The 20920-nt window shown below is 74.5% G+C and carries 23 protein-coding genes; 7 read left to right on the plus strand and 16 right to left on the minus strand.

Going from position 1 to position 20920, the window contains the following annotated elements; genetic code table 11:
- Window positions 1-8 precede the first annotated feature (8 nt).
- A complete protein-coding gene (locus tag BM051_RS17410; protein ID WP_092531192.1) occupies window positions 9-2000 on the plus strand; it encodes an N-acetylmuramoyl-L-alanine amidase in 1992 nt (663 codons plus the stop codon).
- 72 nt (window positions 2001-2072) lie between these two features.
- Here the strand turns inward: BM051_RS17410 and BM051_RS17415 are convergent, their stop codons facing one another.
- Complete coding sequence (locus BM051_RS17415; protein ID WP_092531193.1) at window positions 2073-3458, minus strand: XrtP-associated glycosyltransferase; 1386 nt, start codon at window positions 3456-3458, stop codon at window positions 2073-2075.
- On the minus strand, window positions 3455-4009 hold the full coding sequence (xrtP, locus tag BM051_RS17420) for an exosortase P (RefSeq protein WP_341770815.1): 555 nt from the start codon (window positions 4007-4009) through the stop codon (window positions 3455-3457). The genes BM051_RS17415 and xrtP overlap by 4 nt, the downstream gene beginning before the upstream one ends.
- 342 nt (window positions 4010-4351) lie before the next feature.
- Between xrtP and BM051_RS17425 the strand changes: the two genes are divergently transcribed.
- The 3 genes from BM051_RS17425 to wecB all read left to right on the plus strand — a co-directional run bounded on the left by BM051_RS17425 (window position 4352) and on the right by wecB (window position 6568).
- The gene (locus BM051_RS17425) at window positions 4352-5140 is read left to right on the plus strand and encodes a choice-of-anchor protein CoaP (RefSeq protein WP_092531194.1); all 789 of its coding nucleotides are present in this window, start codon (window positions 4352-4354) and stop codon (window positions 5138-5140) included.
- A 19-nt stretch (window positions 5141-5159) separates the two neighbouring features.
- A complete protein-coding gene (locus BM051_RS17430; RefSeq protein ID WP_092531195.1) occupies window positions 5160-5342 on the plus strand; it encodes an LPXTG cell wall anchor domain-containing protein in 183 nt (60 codons plus the stop codon).
- A gap of 107 nt (window positions 5343-5449) precedes the next feature.
- Window positions 5450-6568: a non-hydrolyzing UDP-N-acetylglucosamine 2-epimerase gene (gene wecB, locus BM051_RS17435; RefSeq protein ID WP_092531196.1), complete on the plus strand. Its 1119-nt coding sequence runs from the start codon at window positions 5450-5452 to the stop codon at window positions 6566-6568.
- 293 nt (window positions 6569-6861) lie between these two features.
- Here wecB and BM051_RS17440 read toward each other — a convergent pair whose 3' ends face one another.
- Both BM051_RS17440 and BM051_RS17445 read right to left on the minus strand, forming a co-directional pair.
- Window positions 6862-7299, minus strand: a complete 438-nt coding sequence (locus tag BM051_RS17440; RefSeq protein ID WP_092531197.1) for a VOC family protein — start codon at window positions 7297-7299, stop codon at window positions 6862-6864.
- Between the two features lies 1 nt (window position 7300).
- Entirely contained in the window at window positions 7301-7882 is a 582-nt protein-coding gene (locus tag BM051_RS17445; protein ID WP_092531198.1) for a DinB family protein, read from the minus strand.
- A gap of 61 nt (window positions 7883-7943) precedes the next feature.
- On the opposite strand from BM051_RS17445, the gene BM051_RS17450 reads away from it, so the two are divergent.
- Entirely contained in the window at window positions 7944-8906 is a 963-nt protein-coding gene (locus BM051_RS17450; RefSeq protein ID WP_092531199.1) for a helix-turn-helix transcriptional regulator, read from the plus strand.
- An 8-nt stretch (window positions 8907-8914) separates the two neighbouring features.
- On the opposite strand, the gene BM051_RS17455 is transcribed toward BM051_RS17450, so the two are convergent.
- The 8 genes from BM051_RS17455 to tsaB form a co-directional block, all read right to left on the minus strand.
- Window positions 8915-9229: a helix-turn-helix domain-containing protein gene (locus BM051_RS17455; protein ID WP_134046204.1), complete on the minus strand. Its 315-nt coding sequence runs from the start codon at window positions 9227-9229 to the stop codon at window positions 8915-8917.
- A gap of 11 nt (window positions 9230-9240) precedes the next feature.
- Window positions 9241-9444 (minus strand): hypothetical protein, encoded by a 204-nt coding sequence (locus BM051_RS17460; RefSeq protein ID WP_134046206.1) that lies wholly within the window; start codon window positions 9442-9444, stop codon window positions 9241-9243.
- On the minus strand, window positions 9441-9677 hold the full coding sequence (locus BM051_RS17465) for a hypothetical protein (protein WP_134046208.1): 237 nt from the start codon (window positions 9675-9677) through the stop codon (window positions 9441-9443). Before BM051_RS17465 ends, BM051_RS17460 begins: the two co-directional genes overlap by 4 nt.
- A gap of 93 nt (window positions 9678-9770) precedes the next feature.
- Window positions 9771-10973 carry a helix-turn-helix domain-containing protein gene (locus BM051_RS17470; protein WP_092531203.1) on the minus strand — a complete coding sequence of 401 codons (1203 nt, stop codon included), beginning with the start codon at window positions 10971-10973 and terminating at the stop codon, window positions 9771-9773.
- A gap of 76 nt (window positions 10974-11049) precedes the next feature.
- On the minus strand, window positions 11050-11379 hold the full coding sequence (gene cutA, locus BM051_RS17475) for a divalent-cation tolerance protein CutA (protein WP_092531204.1): 330 nt from the start codon (window positions 11377-11379) through the stop codon (window positions 11050-11052).
- A 57-nt stretch (window positions 11380-11436) separates the two neighbouring features.
- Entirely contained in the window at window positions 11437-12483 is a 1047-nt protein-coding gene (tsaD, locus tag BM051_RS17480) for a tRNA (adenosine(37)-N6)-threonylcarbamoyltransferase complex transferase subunit TsaD (RefSeq protein WP_092531205.1), read from the minus strand.
- On the minus strand, window positions 12483-12986 hold the full coding sequence (rimI, locus tag BM051_RS17485) for a ribosomal protein S18-alanine N-acetyltransferase (protein WP_092531325.1): 504 nt from the start codon (window positions 12984-12986) through the stop codon (window positions 12483-12485). The genes tsaD and rimI overlap by 1 nt, the downstream gene beginning before the upstream one ends.
- A 2-nt stretch (window positions 12987-12988) precedes the next feature.
- Entirely contained in the window at window positions 12989-13657 is a 669-nt protein-coding gene (gene tsaB / locus BM051_RS17490; RefSeq protein WP_092531206.1) for a tRNA (adenosine(37)-N6)-threonylcarbamoyltransferase complex dimerization subunit type 1 TsaB, read from the minus strand.
- 151 nt (window positions 13658-13808) lie between these two features.
- Here tsaB and BM051_RS17495 point away from each other — a divergent pair, with 151 nt between their 5' ends.
- Window positions 13809-15275, plus strand: a complete 1467-nt coding sequence (locus BM051_RS17495) for an acyl-CoA synthetase (RefSeq protein ID WP_424923287.1) — start codon at window positions 13809-13811, stop codon at window positions 15273-15275.
- Window positions 15268-16614 (plus strand): carboxyl transferase domain-containing protein, encoded by a 1347-nt coding sequence (locus BM051_RS17500; RefSeq protein WP_092531207.1) that lies wholly within the window; start codon window positions 15268-15270, stop codon window positions 16612-16614. Before BM051_RS17495 ends, BM051_RS17500 begins: the two co-directional genes overlap by 8 nt.
- A gap of 16 nt (window positions 16615-16630) precedes the next feature.
- On the opposite strand, the gene tsaE is transcribed toward BM051_RS17500, so the two are convergent.
- The 4 genes from tsaE to xylB all read right to left on the minus strand — a co-directional run bounded on the left by tsaE (window position 16631) and on the right by xylB (window position 20909).
- On the minus strand, window positions 16631-17134 hold the full coding sequence (gene tsaE / locus BM051_RS17505; RefSeq protein WP_177216955.1) for a tRNA (adenosine(37)-N6)-threonylcarbamoyltransferase complex ATPase subunit type 1 TsaE: 504 nt from the start codon (window positions 17132-17134) through the stop codon (window positions 16631-16633).
- Complete coding sequence (locus BM051_RS17510; RefSeq protein ID WP_092531208.1) at window positions 17110-18231, minus strand: alpha/beta fold hydrolase; 1122 nt, start codon at window positions 18229-18231, stop codon at window positions 17110-17112. Before BM051_RS17510 ends, tsaE begins: the two co-directional genes overlap by 25 nt.
- A complete protein-coding gene (gene alr, locus BM051_RS17515) occupies window positions 18228-19403 on the minus strand; it encodes an alanine racemase (RefSeq protein WP_092531209.1) in 1176 nt (391 codons plus the stop codon). Before alr ends, BM051_RS17510 begins: the two co-directional genes overlap by 4 nt.
- Window positions 19404-19481: 78 nt before the next feature.
- Entirely contained in the window at window positions 19482-20909 is a 1428-nt protein-coding gene (gene xylB / locus BM051_RS17520) for a xylulokinase (RefSeq protein WP_092531331.1), read from the minus strand.
- Window positions 20910-20920: the final 11 nt, after the last annotated feature.

A 20920-nucleotide genomic window follows, 5' to 3' on the forward strand; every position in this document is an offset into this window, starting at 1 on the left:
GGCCGCCCATGTCGCCCGTGGCACGATTAACCCGACCGACCCGACCATCGAGAACCGCACTGGCCGCCGCCGGCGCGCTCGTCGCCGGGCTGCTGCTCGGCGCGCCCGCCGCCGCCGAGACCGCCGAGACCGCGGCCGGCACCACCGACACCACCGCCGCCGACCAGCGGCGCCAGCACGCCTTCGCCGCGGCCGCCGCCGAGTTCGGCGTGCCGACCGAGGTGCTGCTCGCCGTCTCCTACCTCGAGTCCCGGTGGGACACCAACGCCGGCACCCCGAGCACCGCCGCCGGCTACGGCCCGATGCACCTCACCGACCTGCGCACCGCCGGCCCCGGCGGCAGCCACCACGACGAGGGCACCGAGGACCCGCGCGGCGACGACGCCCGGCCGACCCTGCACCCGGAGGAGCCCGCGCCCGCCGAGCCGGTGCCCGCGCTGCAGACCGTCGATCTCGCCGCCGAGCTGACCGGCGCCGACCCCGCCACGTTGCGCGCCGACCCCGCGCAGAACATCCGCGGTGGCGCCGCGCTGCTGGCGCACCACCAGCGCGAGCTCGGCATCCGCGGCACCGACCCCGCGGACTGGTACGGCGCGGTCGCCCGGTACAGCGGCGCCACCGACACCGCCGCCGCGGGCTCGTTCGCCGACGAGGTGTTCGACACCATCGCCACCGGCCAGCAGCGGGTCACCGACGACGGCCAGCGGGTGCGGCTGCCCGCCCGCCCCGGGCTGGTGCCCGATCGGGCGCAGCTCGACCGGCTCGGGCTGCGGCCCACCGACCGCGGCCAGGTGGAGTGCCCGAGCGACATCTCGTGCGAGTGGATCCCGGCGCCGTACCAGGAGTTGCCGAACGGCGGCTACGGCAACCACGACAAGGCAGACCGGCCGGCGAGCCAGCGGATCGAGTACATCATCATCCACGACACCGAGGGCTACTGGAACACCGTTCTCGACCTGGTGCAGAACCCGGAGTACGTGAGCTGGCACTACTCGCTGCGCTCGGCCGACGGCCACATCGCCCAGCACGTGCCGACCAAGGACGTGGCCTGGCACGCCGGCAACTGGTACGTCAACGCCAAGTCGATCGGCCTCGAGCACGAGGGCTTCGCCGCGCAGGGCACCTGGTACACCGAGGCGATGTACCGCACATCGGCCAAGCTGGTCCGCCACCTGGCGGCGAAGTACGACATCCCGCTCGACCGGTCGCACATCCTCGGCCACGACAACGTTCCCGGCATCACCCCGGATCGGGTGGCCGGCATGCACTGGGACCCGGGCCCCTACTGGGACTGGGCGCACTACTTCGACCTCCTGGGCGCCCCGCTGGACGGGCGAACCGTCGCGCCCGGCTCGCACCTGGTGCAGATGAGCCCCGACTTCGCCACCAACCGCCCGGCGTTCTTCGGCTGCGACCGCGCCGACCCCGCCGCGCCGTGCCCGTCCCGCGGCTCGGCCTCGGTGGTGCTGCGCACCGAGCCGCGGCCGGACGCGCCGCTGCTGTCCGACATCGGCCTGCGCCCGGACGGCTCGCCGGCGACGATGCGGGTCTCCGACATCGGCAGCCGCACCGAGGCCGGGCAGCGCTACGCCGTAGCCGAGGTCCGCGGCGACTGGACCGCCGTGTGGTACCTCGGCCAGAAGGGCTGGTTCCACAATCCGCGGACGGCACCGACCGCGCGGGTGGTGACCGGGAAGATGGTGGTGCCGCGGCCCGGCCTGGCGTCGATCCCGGTGTACGGGCGGGCCTACCCGGAGGCCGAGGCGTACCCGGAGGGCCTCACCCCGCAGCCGATCGTGCCGCTGCAGTACCGGCTGCCGGCCGGCCAGCGCTACGCCGCCGGCCCGGTGGTCCGCGCCGAGTACTACAAGGCCACCACGTTCGACCCGGCCGAGCACGTCGTGGTCCGCGGTCACACCCGGTACGTGCAGATCCAGTTCGGCCACCGGGTGGCGTTCGTCAAGGCGTCGGACGTGCTGATCCTGCCGGCGTTCCGCTGAACGCCATGAAGGCCACCTTCATCGCGTTCAGCGCGGTGAAGGTGGCCTTCATGGCAGTCGGGACAGCTCGGCTCAGCTGTCCAGTGCGACCTTCGCGCCGGCGGAGCGCTCCTTGTTCCGCCGGGTCTTGGCCCACCCGTTCCGGCCGCGGATCAGCCGGAACAGCGCCCGCCAGGACGTGATGTAGAAGGTGTAGATGTAGAGCGCGTAGGCCAGCCCCATGCCCAGCCCGCGCAGCAGGTTGTTGCTACCGAGGCACTTCTTCTGGTACACGGGCCCCCACACGACGAACGGCGCCAGCCCGAACGTGCCGTAGATGGCGAACAGGATCCACGCGCCACCGGTGAACCAGGTCCACATCTCCGCCGGGCTGCCCGCGGTGTTGACCAGCAGCACCACGAACGGCACCGGGTACAGCAGCGAACCGAACAGCTGCATCCACGGCTGGGCGAGGTAGTACATCATCTCCGCCGCGCCGAGCGTGGTGAGGTGCGGCGAGTCCCAGATCCGCCGGACGTAGCGGGCGCACTGCATGGTGCCCTGCCCCCATCGGGTGCGCTGGGTGAGGAACCGGCGCAGGCTGTACAGGCCCTCCTGGGAGACGTGCGAGTCGGGGGTGTACCCGGTGCGCCAGCCGGCGGTGAGCAGGTGCACCCCGAGCTCGAAGTCCTCCAGCAGCGAGCCCCGCCACGGCGCGCCCTCCGGCCCACCGATCGAGTGCAGCGCGGACAGCCGGGTGAACTGGCCGTTGCCGCCCATCGAGATCGTGCCGGTGTACCCGCGCGAGGTCTGGATGGCGGCGATCGCCGTGCGGAACTCCAGGTCCTGCAGCTGCGCCAGCTTGAGCCCGAACTTCCGCTTCCACCACGAGCCATCCGCCGGCTCGACGTCGCGGTTGTGCATCCACACGTCGAGCTGCACCGCGCCGATCGTGCCGTCGCCGAAGAGGTGGTCGGCGGCGCACACCTCCAGGCAGTTCGGCGCGGGGCGGCCGTCGGCGTCGACCACGCAGACGATCGCCTTGTCTCGCGGGATGTGCTTGCCGCACCAGTCCACCAGCGTGCGGTAGGCCTGGTTGAGCGCATCACCCTTGCCGGTGCGGGCGTTCGGGCGCTTGCGCTGGACGAGGTGGATGAAGGGGTCCGGGGTTCCGTCCCGGCGCCACAGCGACCGGACCACCCTGGCGGTGCGGTCCTCGGAGTCGTCGTCGACCACCCACACGTGCGCGAACGGAAAGGTGGTGCGCAGGTAGCGGACGGTGTCCCGGATGACCGTCTCCTCGTCCCGGCAGGGCACGAAGAAGTGCCAATCGAAGTCGCGGGGATCGCCCACTGGGCCGGGTTTCCGACGCAGGAAAGGCACGATGATCACCACGACGTAGACGATGAACGCCACGCTCATGGTGAGCGCGAACGCCTGGGTGATCGCGAGGAGGACCTTGACCGACTCGCCGCTCATGCCCGCCGTCGCTCGGCCTTCGACCTACGGGTGCCCAACCAGACGAACAACACCAGCGCAACGGCGCCGCCGATCACGCTGACCAGCGACCCGAGCAACGTGTGGCCCCAGTAATAGCCGCGGTCGACACCCATCCATTCCACCAAGCCGACGATCGTCAGGATCCGTCCCTGATTGACGACAACAATCGCGGCACAGGCGATGAACAATGAGACGAACAGCCGTTTCATGTTCTGCGGCTTCAGCCACAGAAATACGGCGGTCACCAGAAGGAGTGGAATCAACATGAACGCCGAGGAGCATTCCGGTGTCATCCGCAGTCCGAGCGGGTTCTCCCCGGACAGTCCGAAGTAAACGGTTTCCCGCTCGCCCACGACGTGGACGCCCTCGGACGTGACCACGTTCAGGACGAGCCCGGCGAGCCGGATCTCGAGCTCGCGGTAGAGCCGCTCCAGGACGACCAGCCCCACCACCGCCGCGAGGACGGCGCCGACGGCCAACTTCCCAGCAGGCGCCCAGGGTTTGGGCGCGGAGGTGCTCGCAACAGCCACTGTGGACCTCTCGCTCGCCGATGGGTGTGCGGGGGGTGGCGCGTCCGGCGCGCACCTCGCCCCGGCGCTCTATCGACCCGCCCGCGCGGTTCATTACAACCATCTTGGCGGAAATTGACGAACAGTGGCCCGCTGTGCCCTACATCACCTTCGCCACCTGCGAAAACAGAATCGGTAGTAGCTCGATCGGGTGATAAACCCCTCTACAGTGTTCCACTGAAGCGTGAAAGCTCGATAGAACGTGCGCGGCCCCGACTGATCGCCGGCGGGTTCTTCCGAGCGCGCGACGACGCGTGCCGGCACCGGCGTCGGCCGTCCCCGACAATTACGGAGGATCACTTGATGAAGACGCACAGACTGCGTCGAGGCGGGATCATGGCCGCCCTCGCCGCGGCGACCGTGCTGGTCAGCGCGGCCCCGGCCTACGCGGAGCCGGGCGACGGCTCGGCGTACGGCGCCAAGGTCGACGTGCAGTTGCTCGGCCAGGACGCCGTGCAGGCCGGCCCGTTCGCGGCCGCGAGCACCGAGGGCCCCACCCAGAACAGCTTCGCCGGCGTGAACCTCCCCGGCGTGCTGAAGACCGGTGTGATCAACACCGAGGCCGTCCGGGACGACGAGTCCGGCGCGGTCACCGCGAAGGCCAGCACGACCGACGTGGAGATCACCCTGCTGAAGGCCGCGCTGAAGGAGGCCGGCGTCAAGCTGGTCGAGGCCGTGTGCACCGCGACACAGGAAGGCGTCAAGGGCAGCACCCAGCTGGTCGGCGCGAACCTCGGCAAGCTGGGCGACGTGTCCAGCACCCCGGCCGCCAACACCGAGCTCGCGGTGAAGCTGCCGGGTGTCGGCAACATCGCCACGGTCATCCTCAACGAGCAGATCAAGAACAAGGACGGAAGCCTCACCGTCAACGCCGTCCACGTGAAGCTGCTCGGCGACGGCCTTGTCGGCGCCATCGGCTCCGGTGACGTGGTCGTCTCCTCGGCGACCTGCGGCCCGGCCGCACCGCCGATCCCGATGGCCTCCGGCGCCGGCCTGTGGATCGGGCTGGGCCTGGTCGCCGCCGTGGGCCTGCCCGCGGGCGTCTACGTCATCCGCCGCCGGCGCGGTGCCACGACCGAGGCCGCGGCCTGATCGGGCGAGGTGGTCGCTGATGTACAAGTTGCCTGGTGCTGGGGTCGGCGCGGCCGGCGGTAGCGTCGGCACGCTGGCCGCGACCGGTGCCGACATCGGCTGGTGGCTGGCCCTGGGTGCCCTGCTGCTCGTGCTCGGCACGGTGGCGGTCGTGGCGTCCTATCGGAGGAGCCGCCGGCTCGCCAGGACCGACCGGTCCTGAGAAACCCTGTCCCGGAGGACCCACCGGCAGCGCGCCGCTGGGTCCTCCGGGACCATGGGTGTCGACCACCCGTCCCGGCCATGGAAGGCCACGGAAGAGGAGTGCCCGTGGAGATCCTGCTGCTCGCCGGCACCCGGCCGGAGGCGGTGAAGCTCGCGCCGCTCGCGCTGGCGTTGCGGGCACACCCGACGTTGCGCCCGGTGCTGGTGCACAGCGGCCAGCACGAGGGGATGGTGGAGCAGGCGCTGCGAGCCTTCGGGCTGGCGGTCGACACCCGGCTCGACGTCCCACCCCGGGTGTCCGGCGGGCAGGCCGAGCTGGTGGCCGGCGTGCTGCCGGCCATGGACGCGGCGCTGGCCGAGCGGCGGCCCGCCGCGCTCGTGGTCCAGGGCGACACGGCCACCGTGCTGGCCGGCGCGCTGGCCGCGTTCTGGCGGGAGGTGCCGGTCGTGCACCTCGAGGCCGGGCTGCGGACCCACGACCTCGCCGCGCCGTTCCCGGAGGAGGGCACCCGGCAGATGGTGGCCAGGATCGCCGCGCTGCACCTCGCCCCGACCGAGCGGGCCGCCGCCGCGCTGCGCGCCGAGGGCGTTCCGGCGAACCGGGTGGTGGTGACCGGCAACACCGTCGTCGACGCGGTGCGCGACATCGCCGCCCGGGACCTGCCGCCCCGCGACCCGGCGTTGGCGGAGGTCGAGCGGGCGCTGGCCGCCGAGGGCGGCCGGCTGGTGCTGGTGACCTCGCACCGCCGGGAGTCCTGGGGCGAGCCCATGGCGCGCACGCTGTCCGCGGTGCGCCACCTGGTCGCCGACCATCCGGACGTGCGGGTGCTGCTGCCGGCGCACCCCAACCCGGCCGTCCGCGCGGTGGTGGACGCCGAGCTGGGCCGGGTGGCCAGGGTGGCGGTCACCGAGCCGCTGGACTACCCCGACCTGGTGCGCGCGCTGAGCCGGGCCGCGCTGGTGCTCACAGACTCCGGCGGCATTCAGGAGGAGGCGCCGAGCTTCGGCACGCCGGTGCTGGTGCTGCGCGAGGTGACCGAGCGGATGGAGGCGGTGCACGCCGGCTGCGCGTGGCTGGTGGGCACCGACCCCGAGCTGATCACCAAGACGGCCGCGGAGGTGCTGTCCGGGTCGCTGCGGACCAGGGCCGGGGCCAGCCCCTACGGCGATGGCACCGCGGCCGCGACCGCGGTCGACGCGATCGCCCGGTTGGTGACGCCCTGAGGGGGTACCTCGTCGCCGACCACGGGCCGTTGCATAGCGCCGACGCCTGCTATCTGGCGGTGGCGGACCGGCTCACCGGGCAGCCGGGCACCGAGGTGGTGCTGGGCACCTTCGACCGGCGGCGGCGCCGGGCCGCGCTGGACGTCGGCATCGCGATCACCGGAGGCCGGACCGCACGACGGCGAACGTCTGGCTCCGCTCCGCCAGCCGGGACGCCGGCCCGCCGCGGTGCCGGTGGCGTCGATGTCGCCGGAAGCTCGGTCCGGACGGCGCCGATGCCACCGCCGGGCTGGTCAGTCGAGGCAGAACTCGTTGCCTTCGGGGTCGGCCAGCACGAGGTGCCCGGCGCCGAGCGGGGGCTCGGGCTCGTGGCGCTCGAGCCGGGTGGCGCCGAGGGTGACGAGTCGCTCGGCCTCCGCCTCCAGCGCCGTCATCCGCGCGTCGCCCTCGAGCCCGGGTGCGGCGCGCACGTCGAGATGCACGCGGTTCTTGGCCTGCTTGCCCTCTGGCACCCGCTGGAAGAACAGCCGCGGCCCGGAGCCCTCGGGGTCGACCACCGCCGAAGCGTCGTTGCGGCGCTCGGGCGGCACGCCCATCGCCTCCAGGGCCTGCTCCCACGACGCGAAGCCCTCGGGCGGGTCCTGCAGCCGGTAGCCGAGGGCCTCGGCCCAGAAGGCCGCCAGCCCGGCCGGGTCGGCGCAGTCGAAGGTGATCTGAACGTCGCGGGCCATCTCAGCTCGCCTCCCGAGTCTGCTGGTGGGTGTGCAGGTAGAGGTCGCGGAGCAGGCACACCTCGGCCAGGTGATGGATCAGCTCGCGGTTGATGTGCAGGACCAGCTCCGCCAGTGGACGCTCGGCGTACGGTCCCTCCGCCTCCCCGCACGGGCGGGCGAGGCCGGCGTCGCCGAGGGACTCGACCCCGGCCAGCCACGTGGCGTACTCCGCGTCGAGCTGGGCCAGCGCCTCGTCGGTCGTCGGGGCGTAGGAGAAGGAGTAGTAGTCGGTGGGCGGGCGACCGAAGTGCGCGGCGTTGCGCATCGCGAGCACGCCGACGATCACGTGCCCGAGTCGCCAGGCGATCGTCGTGAACGGTGGCGGCTCGGGCGCCGGCGCCGCGAAGTCGATGGTCATCGCGCCGGACCCGCCCTGTATCGGCGCGGAGCCGGTGCCGCGCGGGCGCACGCTCCAGCAGCCGGGCACCGGCTCCCAGAAGTACTCGTCGTCGGTGAGTCCGTCGAGGCGATCGCGTAGCTGGTTGGTCCAGTGCCAGGCGGTCTGCTCGCGGAGCAGGGGGTTCCAGGTCAAGTCGGTCATGGTTCCAGCTTCTCGCAGATACCGGACAGGGTCGTTCCGTGATCCGTGGGACTATGGGCGGGTGACCGTCGAGGCGACGACCGAGCGGGTGCTGCGGTTGCTGGCGCTGCTACAGCGGCGGCCGTCCTGGACCGCCGCGGAGCTCGCCGCTGAGTTGGGAATCACCGATCGCTCGGTGCGCCGCGACGTGGAGCGGCTGCGCGCGGTCGGCTACCCGGTGCACGCCACGGCGGGCGTCGGCGGCGGCTACCAGCTCGGTGCGGGCACCCGCCTGCCGCCGCTGCTCCTCGACGACGAGGAGGCGATCGCGACGGCGGTGTCCCTGCGGATGGCGTCGGGGGGCACGGTCGCCGGGGCGGGCGAGGCGGCGCTGCGGGCGCTCGCCAAGCTCGACCAGGTGATGCCGCCCCGGCTGCGCGCCGAGGTGCGGGCGGTGCACGGCGCCACCGCGACCCTGGTCGGCCCCGGGGTCGAGATCGACGCCGAGCTGCTGGTGACGCTCGCGCGGGCCTGCCGCGACGCGGTGCGGGTGCGGTTCACCTATGCCGGTCGCGACGACGCCCGGGAGCGCGAGCGCACGGTCGAGCCGGTGCGGATGGTCGCCACCGGCCGCCGCTGGTACCTGATGGCCTGGGACGTCGACCGCGACGACTGGCGCACCTTCCGGCTGGACCGGATGCGCGAGGTGGTGCCGACGACCTGGCGTTTCCGGGCGAGGGAGCATCCGGACCCGGTCGACTACGTGCAGCGGTCGGTGACCGAGGCGCCGTACCGGTACCGCGCCCGCGTGCGGCTGCGTGCCCGACCCGAGTGGGTGCGGGAGCTGGTGCCGCCCCAGGTGGGACGCGTCGAGGACGATCGCGACGGGTGGTGCGTGCTCGTCGCCGGCGGGGAGGACCTGGACTGGCTCGCCATGCACGTGGCCCGGTTGGGATTCGAGGCGGAGGTGCTGGAGCCTCCGGAGCTGCGGGAGGCCGCCGCCCTGCTCGCCCACCGCCTCGCGGCGATGGCCGGGACCGGCTGACCGCCTGCTCACACCCCGTGGGGGTCGATCAGGGTGGGCGCGGACGGGACCGGCTTCGGCGGCCAGTGGGCGGGAAGGGCGTGGGTGAACACCCGGGCCGGGTGCAGGTCGAGCACGACGCACAGCCGCGTGAACTGGGTCAGCGTCGCGCCGCGGCGGCCGAGCTCGAACCGGCTGAGCTGGCTGGGGTGCAGCCCGGCGGCGCCGGCCACCACGGCCTGGGCCCGACCCCGGTCGCGGCGCAGGTCGGCGACGGCCGCGCCGAGCAGGACGACGGCGCGGTCGGCACACCGCCACTCGGCGGGGTTGGCGGCTGGGTTCATCGGCAGGGAACTCACGGGCGGTGGGGGCGGGACGGGTCGGTGTGCTCGGGATAGAGGTAGCGGCAGGTGACGCAGGTCGGCGGGGTGGCCATGCGGGCGTCGTAGGCACCGGGCCAGACCAACCAGCCGCACCCGGTGAGCAGCGCGTCACCCCGCCGCTCCACGACCACGTGCCACATCTGCGCGACCGTGCACCACCGTGGCTCGAGCCTCATCGCCGGCACGCGGCGCACACCGGGCAGGGGCGCCGGGCCGAGGTGGCGTCCTCGATCGAGGCGGTGTGCCCCAGCCCGCACCAGGTGCGCAACACCACCCCATCCCGGTTCTGGTGCGCCCACACCACCAGGTGCCGCCGCCCACCGAACGCGTAGTACCCCACCCGCGCCGGCACCATCCGATCGTCCACGACCACCGATGGGCCATCGTCAGTACTGTGGCGTTCTGTCATGGGGCGAACGCTAGGAGTGAGACCATCGGGCAGGTAGGACGCTCTGTCCCATTACCCGATCGGAGCCTTTTTCGTGCCGCGTCTACTGGAACGTCACGCCGAGGCCGTCACTCCAAGGCGCAGCGCGAGGTCCCGAAGCGGGGTGCTCACCCTTCGTTCGGTCTCGACCAACTCGGCGACGATCTGCCGGGGCAGCGACTGGTACTTGATCCAGTCGGGCGCGAGCTGCTCCGCGGTGAGCACGGTGTTCAGTGCCTTGTCGTGCTGCCCGAGCCGCAGGTGCGCCAGCGCGAGGTCGGCGAGGTGGCGCGCCCGGGTGGCCACCGGAAGCGCCGCGTCCCGCGGCAGCCGCTCGGCCGCGGACAGCGCGTCGGGAAAGTTGTCCTGCACCACGTGCACGTCCACCGCCAGCATGGCGACCTTCGCCGGCCCGAACGTTGACTGGTGGTCGGACCGCTCGTAGCCCAACCGGTCGGCCGTCTCGCCGGCGACGTCGAGCAGGTCCGCCGCCGCCGCACCCTTGCGGGCACGGGCGGCCGCCGTCGCGCCGGTGATCGCCAGCAAGCCGTACACCGCGAGCCGGGAGTCGTCCGCGGCTCCGTGCGGCTCGACCTCGCCCGCCGCGACGGTGCACACCCGTTCGGACTCCGCGTACCTGCCCTGAACGAGGAGCTGCCACGCGACCGAGACGCGCAGCGCGGCGTACAGCAACGGGTCGTCGCCGGATCGGGCCATCCGCAACGCCTCGCGGAGGGCCAACCACGCGGCGTCCAGATGTCCGAGATGGACGAGGGTGTCGCCGGCGGCCTGGTAGCCGCGGGCGAGGGCGTACGCGGCCTGGCTTCGCCGCTCGGCCGGCGCTTCCCGGTAGGTGGCCCGCAACCGGGGCAGCGCGGTGGGCAGTAGCTCGCTCAACAGCTCGTAGCGGCCCGCCCAGTAGGCACCCCACAGGTATCCGACGGAGCGCTCCGCCTCGTCCAGGGTCAGGGGCTCGTCGTCGACCGGGAGGTCGACGAGATCGTCGACCGGCGTGAGAGCGCGCCGAACGGCCACGACCCCGGCGTCCGACCTCGCGGTCGGTAGCGCCGCGGGCTTGCCGAGGAGGTCGGCGACCGTCACGTCGAGCGCCCTGGCGATGCGTTGCAGGCTGCCGATGCTCGCCGTGTGCCGTAAGCCCTGTTCGAGCTTGCGGATCAGGCTCACATCGACCTGGGCGGCGTCCGCCAGCTGCTGCTGGGTCATCAGCTTGCCGCGAAGCTGCCGGATTCGCGCACCCAGGTTCGTCCGATCGTCCATGACGCCAGCCCTGCCTGTCCGGTGACGACGTACTCCCTTAGCGTAGCCGGTTGTCGGCGGGGACAGCGCCAGGTCGCTAGTCGGTCCCTTGCTTGGTGGTTTCCACCAGCCAGCGCAGGTACCCCGAGGCCCCGGCGGCGATCTTCACCGCGGTGACCTCCGGGTTGGTCCAGGGATGCTCGGCGATCAGGTGGGCCTCCAACTCCGCGTACCGTTCGCTGGTGGTCCTGAACGTCGCGATCCACTCCTCGCCATTGCCTTCCTCGCCGAGGTGCCAGAAGTAGCTGGTCACCGGGCCATGCACCTGCGCGGTGGCGGCCAGCTTGGCACGCACGGCCGAGGCCGCGAGCATCGCGGCGGCCGCGCGGTCAGGAGTTGTCGTGGTTACCACGAGGTGATCGACCATGCGGCGAGGGTACCGCTGCGATCGCGACGGCCGGAGCCGCAAGTGTTCGAGCCAACGCTAGACGGTCACCGTCTCCACCGGGAGTGCCGGGTGGGCGGAGATGTCCAAACCGGACGGTTTCGCGCCGGAGGCCAGAACATGGGCACCCAGCGCGGCGATCATCGCGCCGTTGTCGGTGCACAGTCGCGGGCGCGGCACGCGCAGCTCGATCCCCGCCTCCGCGCAGCGCTGCGCGGCCAGCGCGGACAGCCGCGAGTTCGCCGCGACCCCACCGGAGATCACCAGCGTGCCGATGCCCAACTCGGTGGCCGCGCGGACCGCCTTCGCGGTCAGCACGTCGGCCACCGCCTCCTGGAACGACGCCGCCACGTCGGCCACCGGGACCTCCTCGCCGCGCCGCTCGGCCGCCTCGACCCACCGCGCCACCGCGGTTTTCAGCCCGGAGAACGAGAAGTCGAACTTCGGGTCCCGCGGCCCGGTCATCCCGCGCGGGAAGTCGATCGCGGCCGGATCACCCTCCCTGGCCGCCCTGTCGATCGGTGGGCCGCCGGGGTAGGGCAACCCCAGCACCCTGGCCACCTTGTCGTAGGCCTCCCCCGCCGCGTCGTCCACGGTAGAGCCCAGCTCGGTGATCCCCCCGGCGACGTCGTCCACCCGCAACAGCTGGGTGTGCCCGCCGGAGACCAGCAGCGCCAGGCACGGCGAAGGGAGCGGTCCGTGCTGCAGGGTGTCCACCGCGATGTGCCCCGCGAGGTGGTTCACCCCGTAGAGCGGCACGTCCAGCGACGCCGCGTACGCCTTCGCCGCGGCCACCCCCACCAGCAGCGCGCCGGCCAGCCCCGGTCCCGCCGTCACCGCGATCGCGTCCACATCGGACAGCTCGAGCCCGGCCGCGGCGAACGCGCGGTTCGCGGTGGGCACCATGGCCTCCAGGTGCGCCCTGCTGGCCACCTCGGGCACCACCCCGCCGAACCGGGCGTGCTGCTCGACGCTGGAGGCGACCTCGTCGGCCAACAGCTCCACCGTTCCGTCGTCGTGCAGCCGCACCAGCCCGACACCGGTCTCGTCACACGAGCTCTCGATGCCCATGACGATCCGCGACATCAGCCCGCCTCCTCCCGCTCGGCCCGGGACGCGTCCGGAGCCTCCGCGCCACCGAGCGGTGGCCGGCACATCGTGTAGGCGTCCGCGCCGGACGGCCGGTAGTACCGCCGGCGCACCCCGACCCGGTCGAAGCCGTGCCGCTCGTACAGCCGGATCGCCCGCTCGTTGTCCGTGCGCACCTCCAGGAACACCGGCGCGCGCAGCTCGTCGGCCCTGGCCAGCAGCGCGCGCAGCAGCAGCGTGCCGACGCCCCTTCCCTGGAACTCCGGGTCGACGCCGATGGTGTGCACGCTGGTCTCCCAGTCCCCCTGCCGCCCGGCGATCGCCAACCCGGCGTACCCGGCGAGCGCGCCGTCCTCGGTGACCGCGGCGACGTAGTGCCCGCCGGCGTCCAGCTCCGACCGGAACGCCGACGCGCTCCACGGACCGTCACCGACGAACAGGATCCGCTCGATCTCGACGCACCGCGGGATGTGCGCGCGGCGCAGCGGTTCCAGGGTCACCGTCATGCCGTGCTCACCCGCTTCGGGCGGCCGGGCTCCCGCGCGTCGGGCCGGCGCAGGTAGCGCGGGGTCAGCGGGGCCGGCTCGGCGCCGGCGAGCAGCTCGGGTGCCGCCGCCGCGACCAGGCCCGCCACGCCCGGATACGCCGGGCCGACGACGCGGGCGTCGAGCACGTCGCGGTACAGCTCGGCGCCGTGCCCGGCGGCGGGGCGCCCGGTCGCGCGTGCCGCAAGCTCCGCCGGCGGTGCCACGTGCGGGCCGTCCGTGCGGGTGCCGCTGGCGTCGTAGGCCGCCCAGTACACCTCGCGCCGGCGGGCGTCGGTGATCACGAGGAACGGCTCGCCGGTGTCCACCTCGGCGGCGATGCCGTCGAGGCTGCAGACCGGGTGGGCGGGGATGCCGAGGGCGTGCGCGAGCGCGGCGGCGGTGACCATCCCGGCGCGCAGGCCGGTGTACGGGCCGGGGCCGCTGCCGCACACGACCGCGGCGAGCTCCCGCGGCGTCACCCCGGCGTCCCTGGTCGCCTCGAGCACGTGCGGGGTGAGGAGCTCCCCGTGGGCCCGGGGGTCCACCGTGACCCGGGTGCCGAGCACGGTCGTCCCGGCGCGCTCCAGGGCGACGACCCCCGTGGTGACCGCGGGGGTCGCGGTGTCGATGGCGAGAACCAGCACCCGTCGAGCGTACGACCACGCCGAACGCGCCTCGCGCCAACCTCACCCGAAGCCCCGAGCCCCGGCGCGCCCCGTGCGACCGGGGTGGCCTCGGGCACGCGGGGCGGCATCATGGTGGGCGGATCGACGGACGTCACGGCTTGGAGGTCGGGTGGACGTGCTGCTGCCGGCATTGACGGACCCCGCGGCGGCGGAGCGGACCGCGCTGCGCGTCACCTCGCCGAACGCGGGCGAGGTGACGCTGAGCTACCGGGAGCTGGCCGCGGCCGCCGGCCGGCTCGCCTCCGCGCTCGCCGGGACGCCGCCCCGGGTGGCGGTGTGGGCGACCCCGACCGCGGAGACCGCCGTCGCGGTGGTGGCCGCGTTGCTGGCCGGCGTGCCCGCGGTGCCGGTCAATCCGAGGATCGGCGAGCGCGAGCTGGCGCACATCGTCGCCGACAGCGCGCCGGCCAGCGTCCTCGCCGCGCCCGGCGCCGAGCTGCCGCCGGCGCTGGCCGAGCTGCCGCGCACCGACGTCGCGCTCACCGGCGACGTCGCCGCGCCGCTCCCGGAGCCGGACGCCGAGGTCCCCGCGCTGGTCGTCTACACCTCGGGCACCACCGGCCCGCCGAAGGGCGTCGTGCTGCCCCGCCGGGCGATCGCCAGCACGCTCGACGCCCTCGCCGACGCGTGGCGGTGGACCGCCGACGACGTCCTCGTGCACGCCCTTCCACTGTTTCACGTGCACGGCCTCGTGCTCGGCATCCTCGGCCCGCTGCGCCGCGGCGGCACGGTGCGCCACCTCGGCCGGTTCGCCACCGGCGCGCTCGCCGCCGCGCTGCGGGACGGCGGCACGATGGTGTTCGGGGTGCCCACGATGTACCACCGAATCGCCGACGAGCTCGGCACCGACCCCGAGCTCGCCACGGCGCTGGCCGGCGCGCGGCTGCTGGTGTCCGGGTCGGCGGCGCTGCCGGTGGCCGACCACCAGCGGATCACCGCGGCCACCGGGCAGCGCGTCGTGGAGCGGTACGGGATGACCGAGACGCTGATGAACACCAGCGTGCGGGTCGACGGCCCGCCCCGGCCGGGCACGGTCGGCGTCCCGCTGCCCGGCGTGGAGCTCCGGCTGGTGGACGACGCCGGTCACCCGATCGAGGCGTCCGACGGGGAGACGGTCGGCGAGGTCCAGGTGCGCGGGCCGAACCTGTTCACCGAGTACCTCAACCGGCCGGACGCCACCGCCGCCGCGTTCACCGGCGGCTGGTTCCGCACCGGCGACATGGCGGTCCGCGAGCCCGACGGCGCGCTGCGGCTCGTCGGCCGCAGGGCCACCGACCTGATCAAGAGCGGCGGCTACAAGATCGGCGCCGGCGAGATCGAGAACGCGTTGCTGGAGCACCCGGCGGTCGCCGAGGCGGCGGTGACCGGCGAGCCGGACCCGGACCTCGGTGAGCGGATCGTGGCCTGGGTGGTGCCCGCCGGGCCGCGGCCGGACGAGGCGGAGCTGGTCGACCACGTCGCGCGGCTGCTGGCGCCGCACAAGCGTCCCCGCGTGGTGCGCTTCCTCGACGCGCTGCCCCGCAACGACATGGGCAAGGTGCTGAAGCGGGCCTTGGACGGTCGACAGCATGGGTGAGTCGGCCCGGGCGCTGCTCGACCGGGTGAGCGCCGGGTTCACCGAGCTCGCCGCGGACCTTCCCGACGAGTCCGGGGTGGACGGTCCGATCGGCTGGACGGGGTACGGCGAGGCCAGGGCGCGGGCGCGGGCCCGCACCGGCGAGCGGGAGTCGGTGGTCTGCGGCACCGGCCTCGTCGGCGGAGCGCCCGCGGTGCTGGTGGCGTTCGAGTTCGGCTTTCTCGGCGGCTCGCTCGGTGGTGCCACCGGAGCCAGGATCGCGGCCGCGTTCGCCAGGGCGCGGGAGCTGCGCCGGCCGCTGGTCGCGCTGGTCGCCACCGGTGGCAGCCGGATGCAGGAGGGCATGCGGGCGCTGTCCCAGCTGCAGCGGATCGCGGCGGAGAGCGCCCGGAACCGGGAGCTCGGCCTGCCGCTGGTCGCCGTGCTGCGCGACCCGACCACCGGGGGCGGGTGGGCCACCCTCGGCGCGGGCGCCGACGTGACGCTGGCGGTGGCCGGCGCGCAGGTCGGGTTCGCCGGGTCGCGGGTGCGGCCGCCGGGCGACCATGCCGCGTACACCGCGGAGAGCCAGCTCGCACACGGCCACGCCGACCGGGTGCTGGCGCCGGCGGAGGTGCCGGACGTGCTGGGCCGGTGGGTGCGGCTGCTCGGCACGCCGAGCACGGAGCCCGCCCCGCCGCCGGCGGCGCTGCGCCCGGTGGAGGCCCCGGCGACCGGCTGGGCGGCGGTGCGGGCGGCCCGCGTCAGGCACAGCGGAGCCGGGACCCGCGCCGACGCCTACCTGGACGCGTACTTCGCGTGGCGGGAGGACATCAGCGGCGACCGGTGCGGTGGCGTCGACACCGGGGTGCGCTGCGGGTTCGGCTGGCGGGCAGGACGCGCGGTGGCGTACGCGGCGCAGTGCGGCACGCCGACGGCACCGGCCGGCTTCCGTGCCGCGGCGCGGCTGGTCCGGCTCGCCGACCGACTCGGCATCCCGGTGCTCACCCTGGTGGACACCCCGGGCGCGGCCAACGACGCGGCGGCCGAGCGGGCCGGGGTCGGGCCGGCGATCGCCGAGCTGTTCGGCGCGGTGGCGGCGGCGCGGGTGCCGGTGACCACCCTGGTCATCGGCGAGGGCGGCTCGGGTGGCGCGCTCGCCTTCGCCGCGCCGGGACGCACCTGGGTGACCCCGGACAGCTACTTCTCGGTGACCTCGCCGGAGGCCGCCGCCGCGATCCTCAAGCGCCCGCCCGAGCAGGTGCCCGCGGTGGCCGACCAGCTCCGGCTACGCCCCCAGGACCTCGTCGACCTCGACATCGCCCGCGGCATCGTCACCCCGGTCCCACCACCCGGCTGAAACGCCGCCGGCGCGGTCAGCCGGCGAGGCGGGTGGCCGGTAGGCGGTCGGTCCAGCAGCCGGACGGTTCGAGGTCGACCACGCGCACGTCGTCCGGAAGGCGGTCCAGCCGGACCACCAGGTGGTCGGCCGAGAGGCGCTCGGCGATGCCCTCCCCCCACTCGACCACCACGGCCGAGCGGTCCAGGTCCGCGTCCAGGTCGAGGTCGTCGAGCTGGGCGAGGTCGCCGCCGAGCCGGTAGGCGTCGACGTGCACCAGCGGCACCGGGTCCGGGCGCTCCGCGGTGGTCGGCCCCGCCGGGTGCACCCTGGCCAGCACGAACGTGGGCGAGCTGACCCGCCCGGACACCCCGAGCCCCTCGGCGATGCCGCGGGTCATCGTGGTCTTGCCCGCGCCGAGCGGCCCGGCCAGCAGCACCAGGTCCTCGGCCCGCAGCAGCCGGCCGAGCTCCCGGCCGAACGCCACGGTGTCCTCGGCCGTCGGCAGTCGTCGGCTCACCTCCGCCACCACCTCGCCCATCCTCGTCGCCGCCATCCTTCCCCCGACCACGGCACGCGCCGCGCGCCGTCCACGCCGGCACAGCGCTGCAGCAGGTCGATCAGCGCGCTGTTCACCAGCTCCGGTTGCTCCAGCTGCACCATGTGCCCGGCACCGCGCACCCGCACCAGCTCCGCGTCCGGCAGCTCCGCGGCGATCCGCTCGGCGTGCGCGAACGGGGTCAGCCGGTCGTGCGCCGCCCCGACCACCAGCACACTGGTGTGCTTCAGCCCCGCCAGCGCCGCGTACCGATTGTGGCTGCCGAGGGTGTCCACGAAGGACACCAGCTGCCGCACCTTCGTCGTGGCGAGCATCTCCTGCATGAAGTCCACCAGCGCGGGGCTGACGTCCCGCCCGCCGAAGGCCAGCCGGCGCACCGCGCCACGGGTGAGCTGGCCACCGGCCGCGCGGACGAACTCGACCAGCCCGGGCTGCCACCCGGCCAACCCGCCGACCCCGCGGGTCAGCGGGTTGTACTTCGACAGCAGCGACCGGGGCAGCCCGCGGGCGCCCACCTCGCCGGCCGCGGTGGCGAGGAACGCGACGCCGCACACCCGCTCGGCGAACAGCTCCGGCCGCCGCTGGGCCAGCTCCATGATCACCATGCCGCCCATCGAGTGGCCGACCAGCACGATCGGCCCCTCCGGCGCGACCGCGCGCAGCACGGCGTCGAGGTCGGCGGCCAGCTGCTCGATCGTGCTCGTCTCCGGAATCGCCTCCCCGGACAGCCCGTGCCCGCGGTGGTCGTAGTACACCTGCCGCACCCGCGGCAGCCGCAGCGCGGCGAGGTCCCGTCGCTGGAAGTGCCAGCTGCGCTGGGACAGCGCGAAACCGTGCACGCCGACCACGGTGAGCTCCGGCACACCGCCGTCCTCGGGGTCCACTTCGGACACCGCGAGCGGTGTGCCGTCGTCGGCGGCCACGGTGGAGGCCCGGTCGGTGGGCAGCCGGCCGAGCGGCTCGCCGGCCAACGGGTCGACCCGGCCGCGCCGGTGCTGGGTGGCCAGCGCCAGCGCGGTGGCCGTCGGGCCGGTGAGGACGGCGCCGGTCACCCCCAGGATCCGCCGGGGCACGCTCATCCCGCCGCGTCCCCGCCGGCCGTGCCCTCGTCGACCCCGCCCTCGTTGAGGTAGCGGCGCCGCACCCGTGGCCGGTACATGCCGGTCACGATCTCGTAGTCGATGGTGCCGATCACGTCGGCCCACTCGGTCGCGGTCGGCTCCCCCGTGGCGCCGCCGCCGAACAGCACGACCTCGCTGCCCTCCGGTGGCTCGTCGTCGCCGCAGTCGACCACGATCTGGTCCATGCACACCCGCCCGGCGATGGGCCGGCGCCGGCCGGCCAGCCACACGTCCATCCGGTTGGACAGGGTGCGCGGCACACCGTCGGCGTACCCCACCGGCACCAGCGCGAGCGTGGTGTCCCGCGGGGCGGTCCAGGTGTGCCCGTAGGAGACGGACTCGCCGGCGACGACCCGCTTGGTGAGCACCACCGTGGAGCGGAAGGTCATCGCCGGGCGCAGGTCCTCCCGCTGGGGCACGGGGTTGAGGCCGTACACGGCGATGCCCGGGCGGACCAGGTCGAAGTGCAGGTCGGGGCGGGTGAGCGTGGCCGCGGAGTTGGCCAGGTGCCGCATCGGCCGCAACCCGGCGTCGAGGGCCTGGGCGTAGGCGTCGGCGAACCGCTCGGCCTGCCGGTCGATCGAGGGGTGCCCGGGCTCGTCGGCGCAGGCGAGGTGCGACCACACGGCGACCACGTCGAGGTCCGGCTCGGCCGCGGCGGTCTTGACCAGCTCGGCCCACCGCTGGGGCGGGCATCCGTTGCGGCACAGCCCGGTGTCGATCTTCAGGTGCACCCGGGCGCGGGTGCCGGCCCTGGCCGCCGCGCCGGCGATCCGCGCCAGCTCGGCGGTCGAGCTGGCCGAGAGGTCCACGCCCTCGGCGACACCGGGCGCGAAGTCGACGTCCGGCGGGTCCAGCCAGCTCAGCAGGGGCGCGGTGACGCCCGCCGCGCGCAGCTCCAGCGCCTCGGCCAGCGAGCTGGTGCCCAGCCAGGTGGCGCCCGCGGCCAGCGCGGCGCGGGCGACCGGCAGCGCGCCGTGCCCGTAGCCGTCGGCCTTGACCACCGCCATGGTGGCGGCGCCGGACGCCGCGGCCCGACCGGCGAGGAGCGCCACGTTGTGCCGGACGGCGGCCAGGTCGATCACGACCTCGGCGCGGGGGGCGGGGTGGTGCGCGGTTGGAGTGCTCATGACATCGCCGAGTTTCCCATAGTGGCTGGACAGGCCGACTCGGGAGTGTCCGAGCGCACGGTGGTCGGGTCGGCGGCGTCAGCCGTGCATCCGGCCGCGGGCCTCGGCGTGCCGCTGCCGGATCCGCTCCCCCTCGGCGGCGTCGCCCGCGGTGGGCTCGGGCAGCTCGCGCAGCGACCGGGCCGACCACTCGGGTGGCTCGGCGGCGCCGGACAGCGCCCATGCGGCCTGCCGGGCCGCGCCGATCGCCACGTGCTCGGCCGGCTCGGGCACCGCGACCGGCACGCCGAACACGACCGGGGCGGCGGCCCGCACGCTCTCCGCGCGGGCCGCGCCGCCGATGAGCAGCACCCGGCGCGGCTCCAGGCCGTGCCGGGCCACGGCCTCCAGCCCGGCGGCCAGCCCGCAGAGCATGCCCTCCACGGCCGCGCGGGCCAGGTTCTCCGGGGTCATGGCGGCGCGGCGCAGGCCGGTGAGGGTGCCGGTGGCGTCGGGCAGGTTGGGGGTGCGCTCGCCGTCGAGGTAGGGCAGCAGGGTGAGGCCCTCCGCGCCGGCCGGCGCGGCCAGCGCGAGCCGGTCCAGCTCGGCCAGCTCGACACCGAGCATCGCGGCGGTCGCGGTGAGCACCCTGGCCGCGTTGAGGGTGCACGCCAGCGGCAGGAACCGGCCGGTGGCGTCGGCGAACCCGGCGACCAGCCCGGAGGGGTCGCGCGCGGGGTGGGGGCTGGTGCCGAACACGGTGCCGCTGGTGCCCAGCGACACCACGACGTCGCCGGCCTCGGCGCCCAGCGCGAGCGCGGCGGCCATGTTGTCGCCGGTGCCGGCGGAGACCAGGACCCCGTCGCCGGTGTGCCCCGCCGGCTCGGCCGGATCGAGCACGGCCGGAACGTCGGGGGTGCGCCCGCCGAAGGCGCGGGCCAGCAGGTCGGTTCGGTACTCGCCGGTCGCCGGGGCGAAGTAGCCGGTGCCGGAGGCGTCGCCGCGGTCGGTGGTCGGGGCGCCGGTGCCGCCGAGCAGCCGCCAGGTGAGCCAGTCGTGCGGCAGCACCACACGGGCGACCCGGTCGGCCAGCTCCGGCTCGTGCTCGGCCATCCAGCGCAGCTTGGTGACGGTGAAGCTGGCCACCGGCACCGAGCCGACGGCGTCGGCCCACGCGGCCGGTCCGCCGAGCTCGGCGGTGAGGTCGGCGGCGGCCGGTGCGGAGCGGGTGTCGTTCCACAGCAGCGCCGGCCGGACCACGTGGCCGTGCTCGTCGAGGGTGACCATGCCGTGCTGCTGCCCGGCCACGCCGAGGGCCCGGACGCCGTCGAGGAGTCCGCCGGCGGTGGCGGTGTCCAGCGCGCGCCACCACACCTCGGGGTCGACCTCGGTGGCGTCCGGGTGGGCGGCCCGGCCGGTGCGCACCAGCTGCCCGGTGCGCGCGTCACACACCACGACCTTGGTGGACTGGGTCGACGAGTCGACCCCGGCGACCAGGACGGCGTCGGTATCGGGGAGATCGGACATCCCCGCCATTC

The organism is Amycolatopsis arida (assembly GCF_900115565.1).
GTDB classification, from domain to species: Bacteria; Actinomycetota; Actinomycetes; order Mycobacteriales; family Pseudonocardiaceae; genus Yuhushiella; species Yuhushiella arida.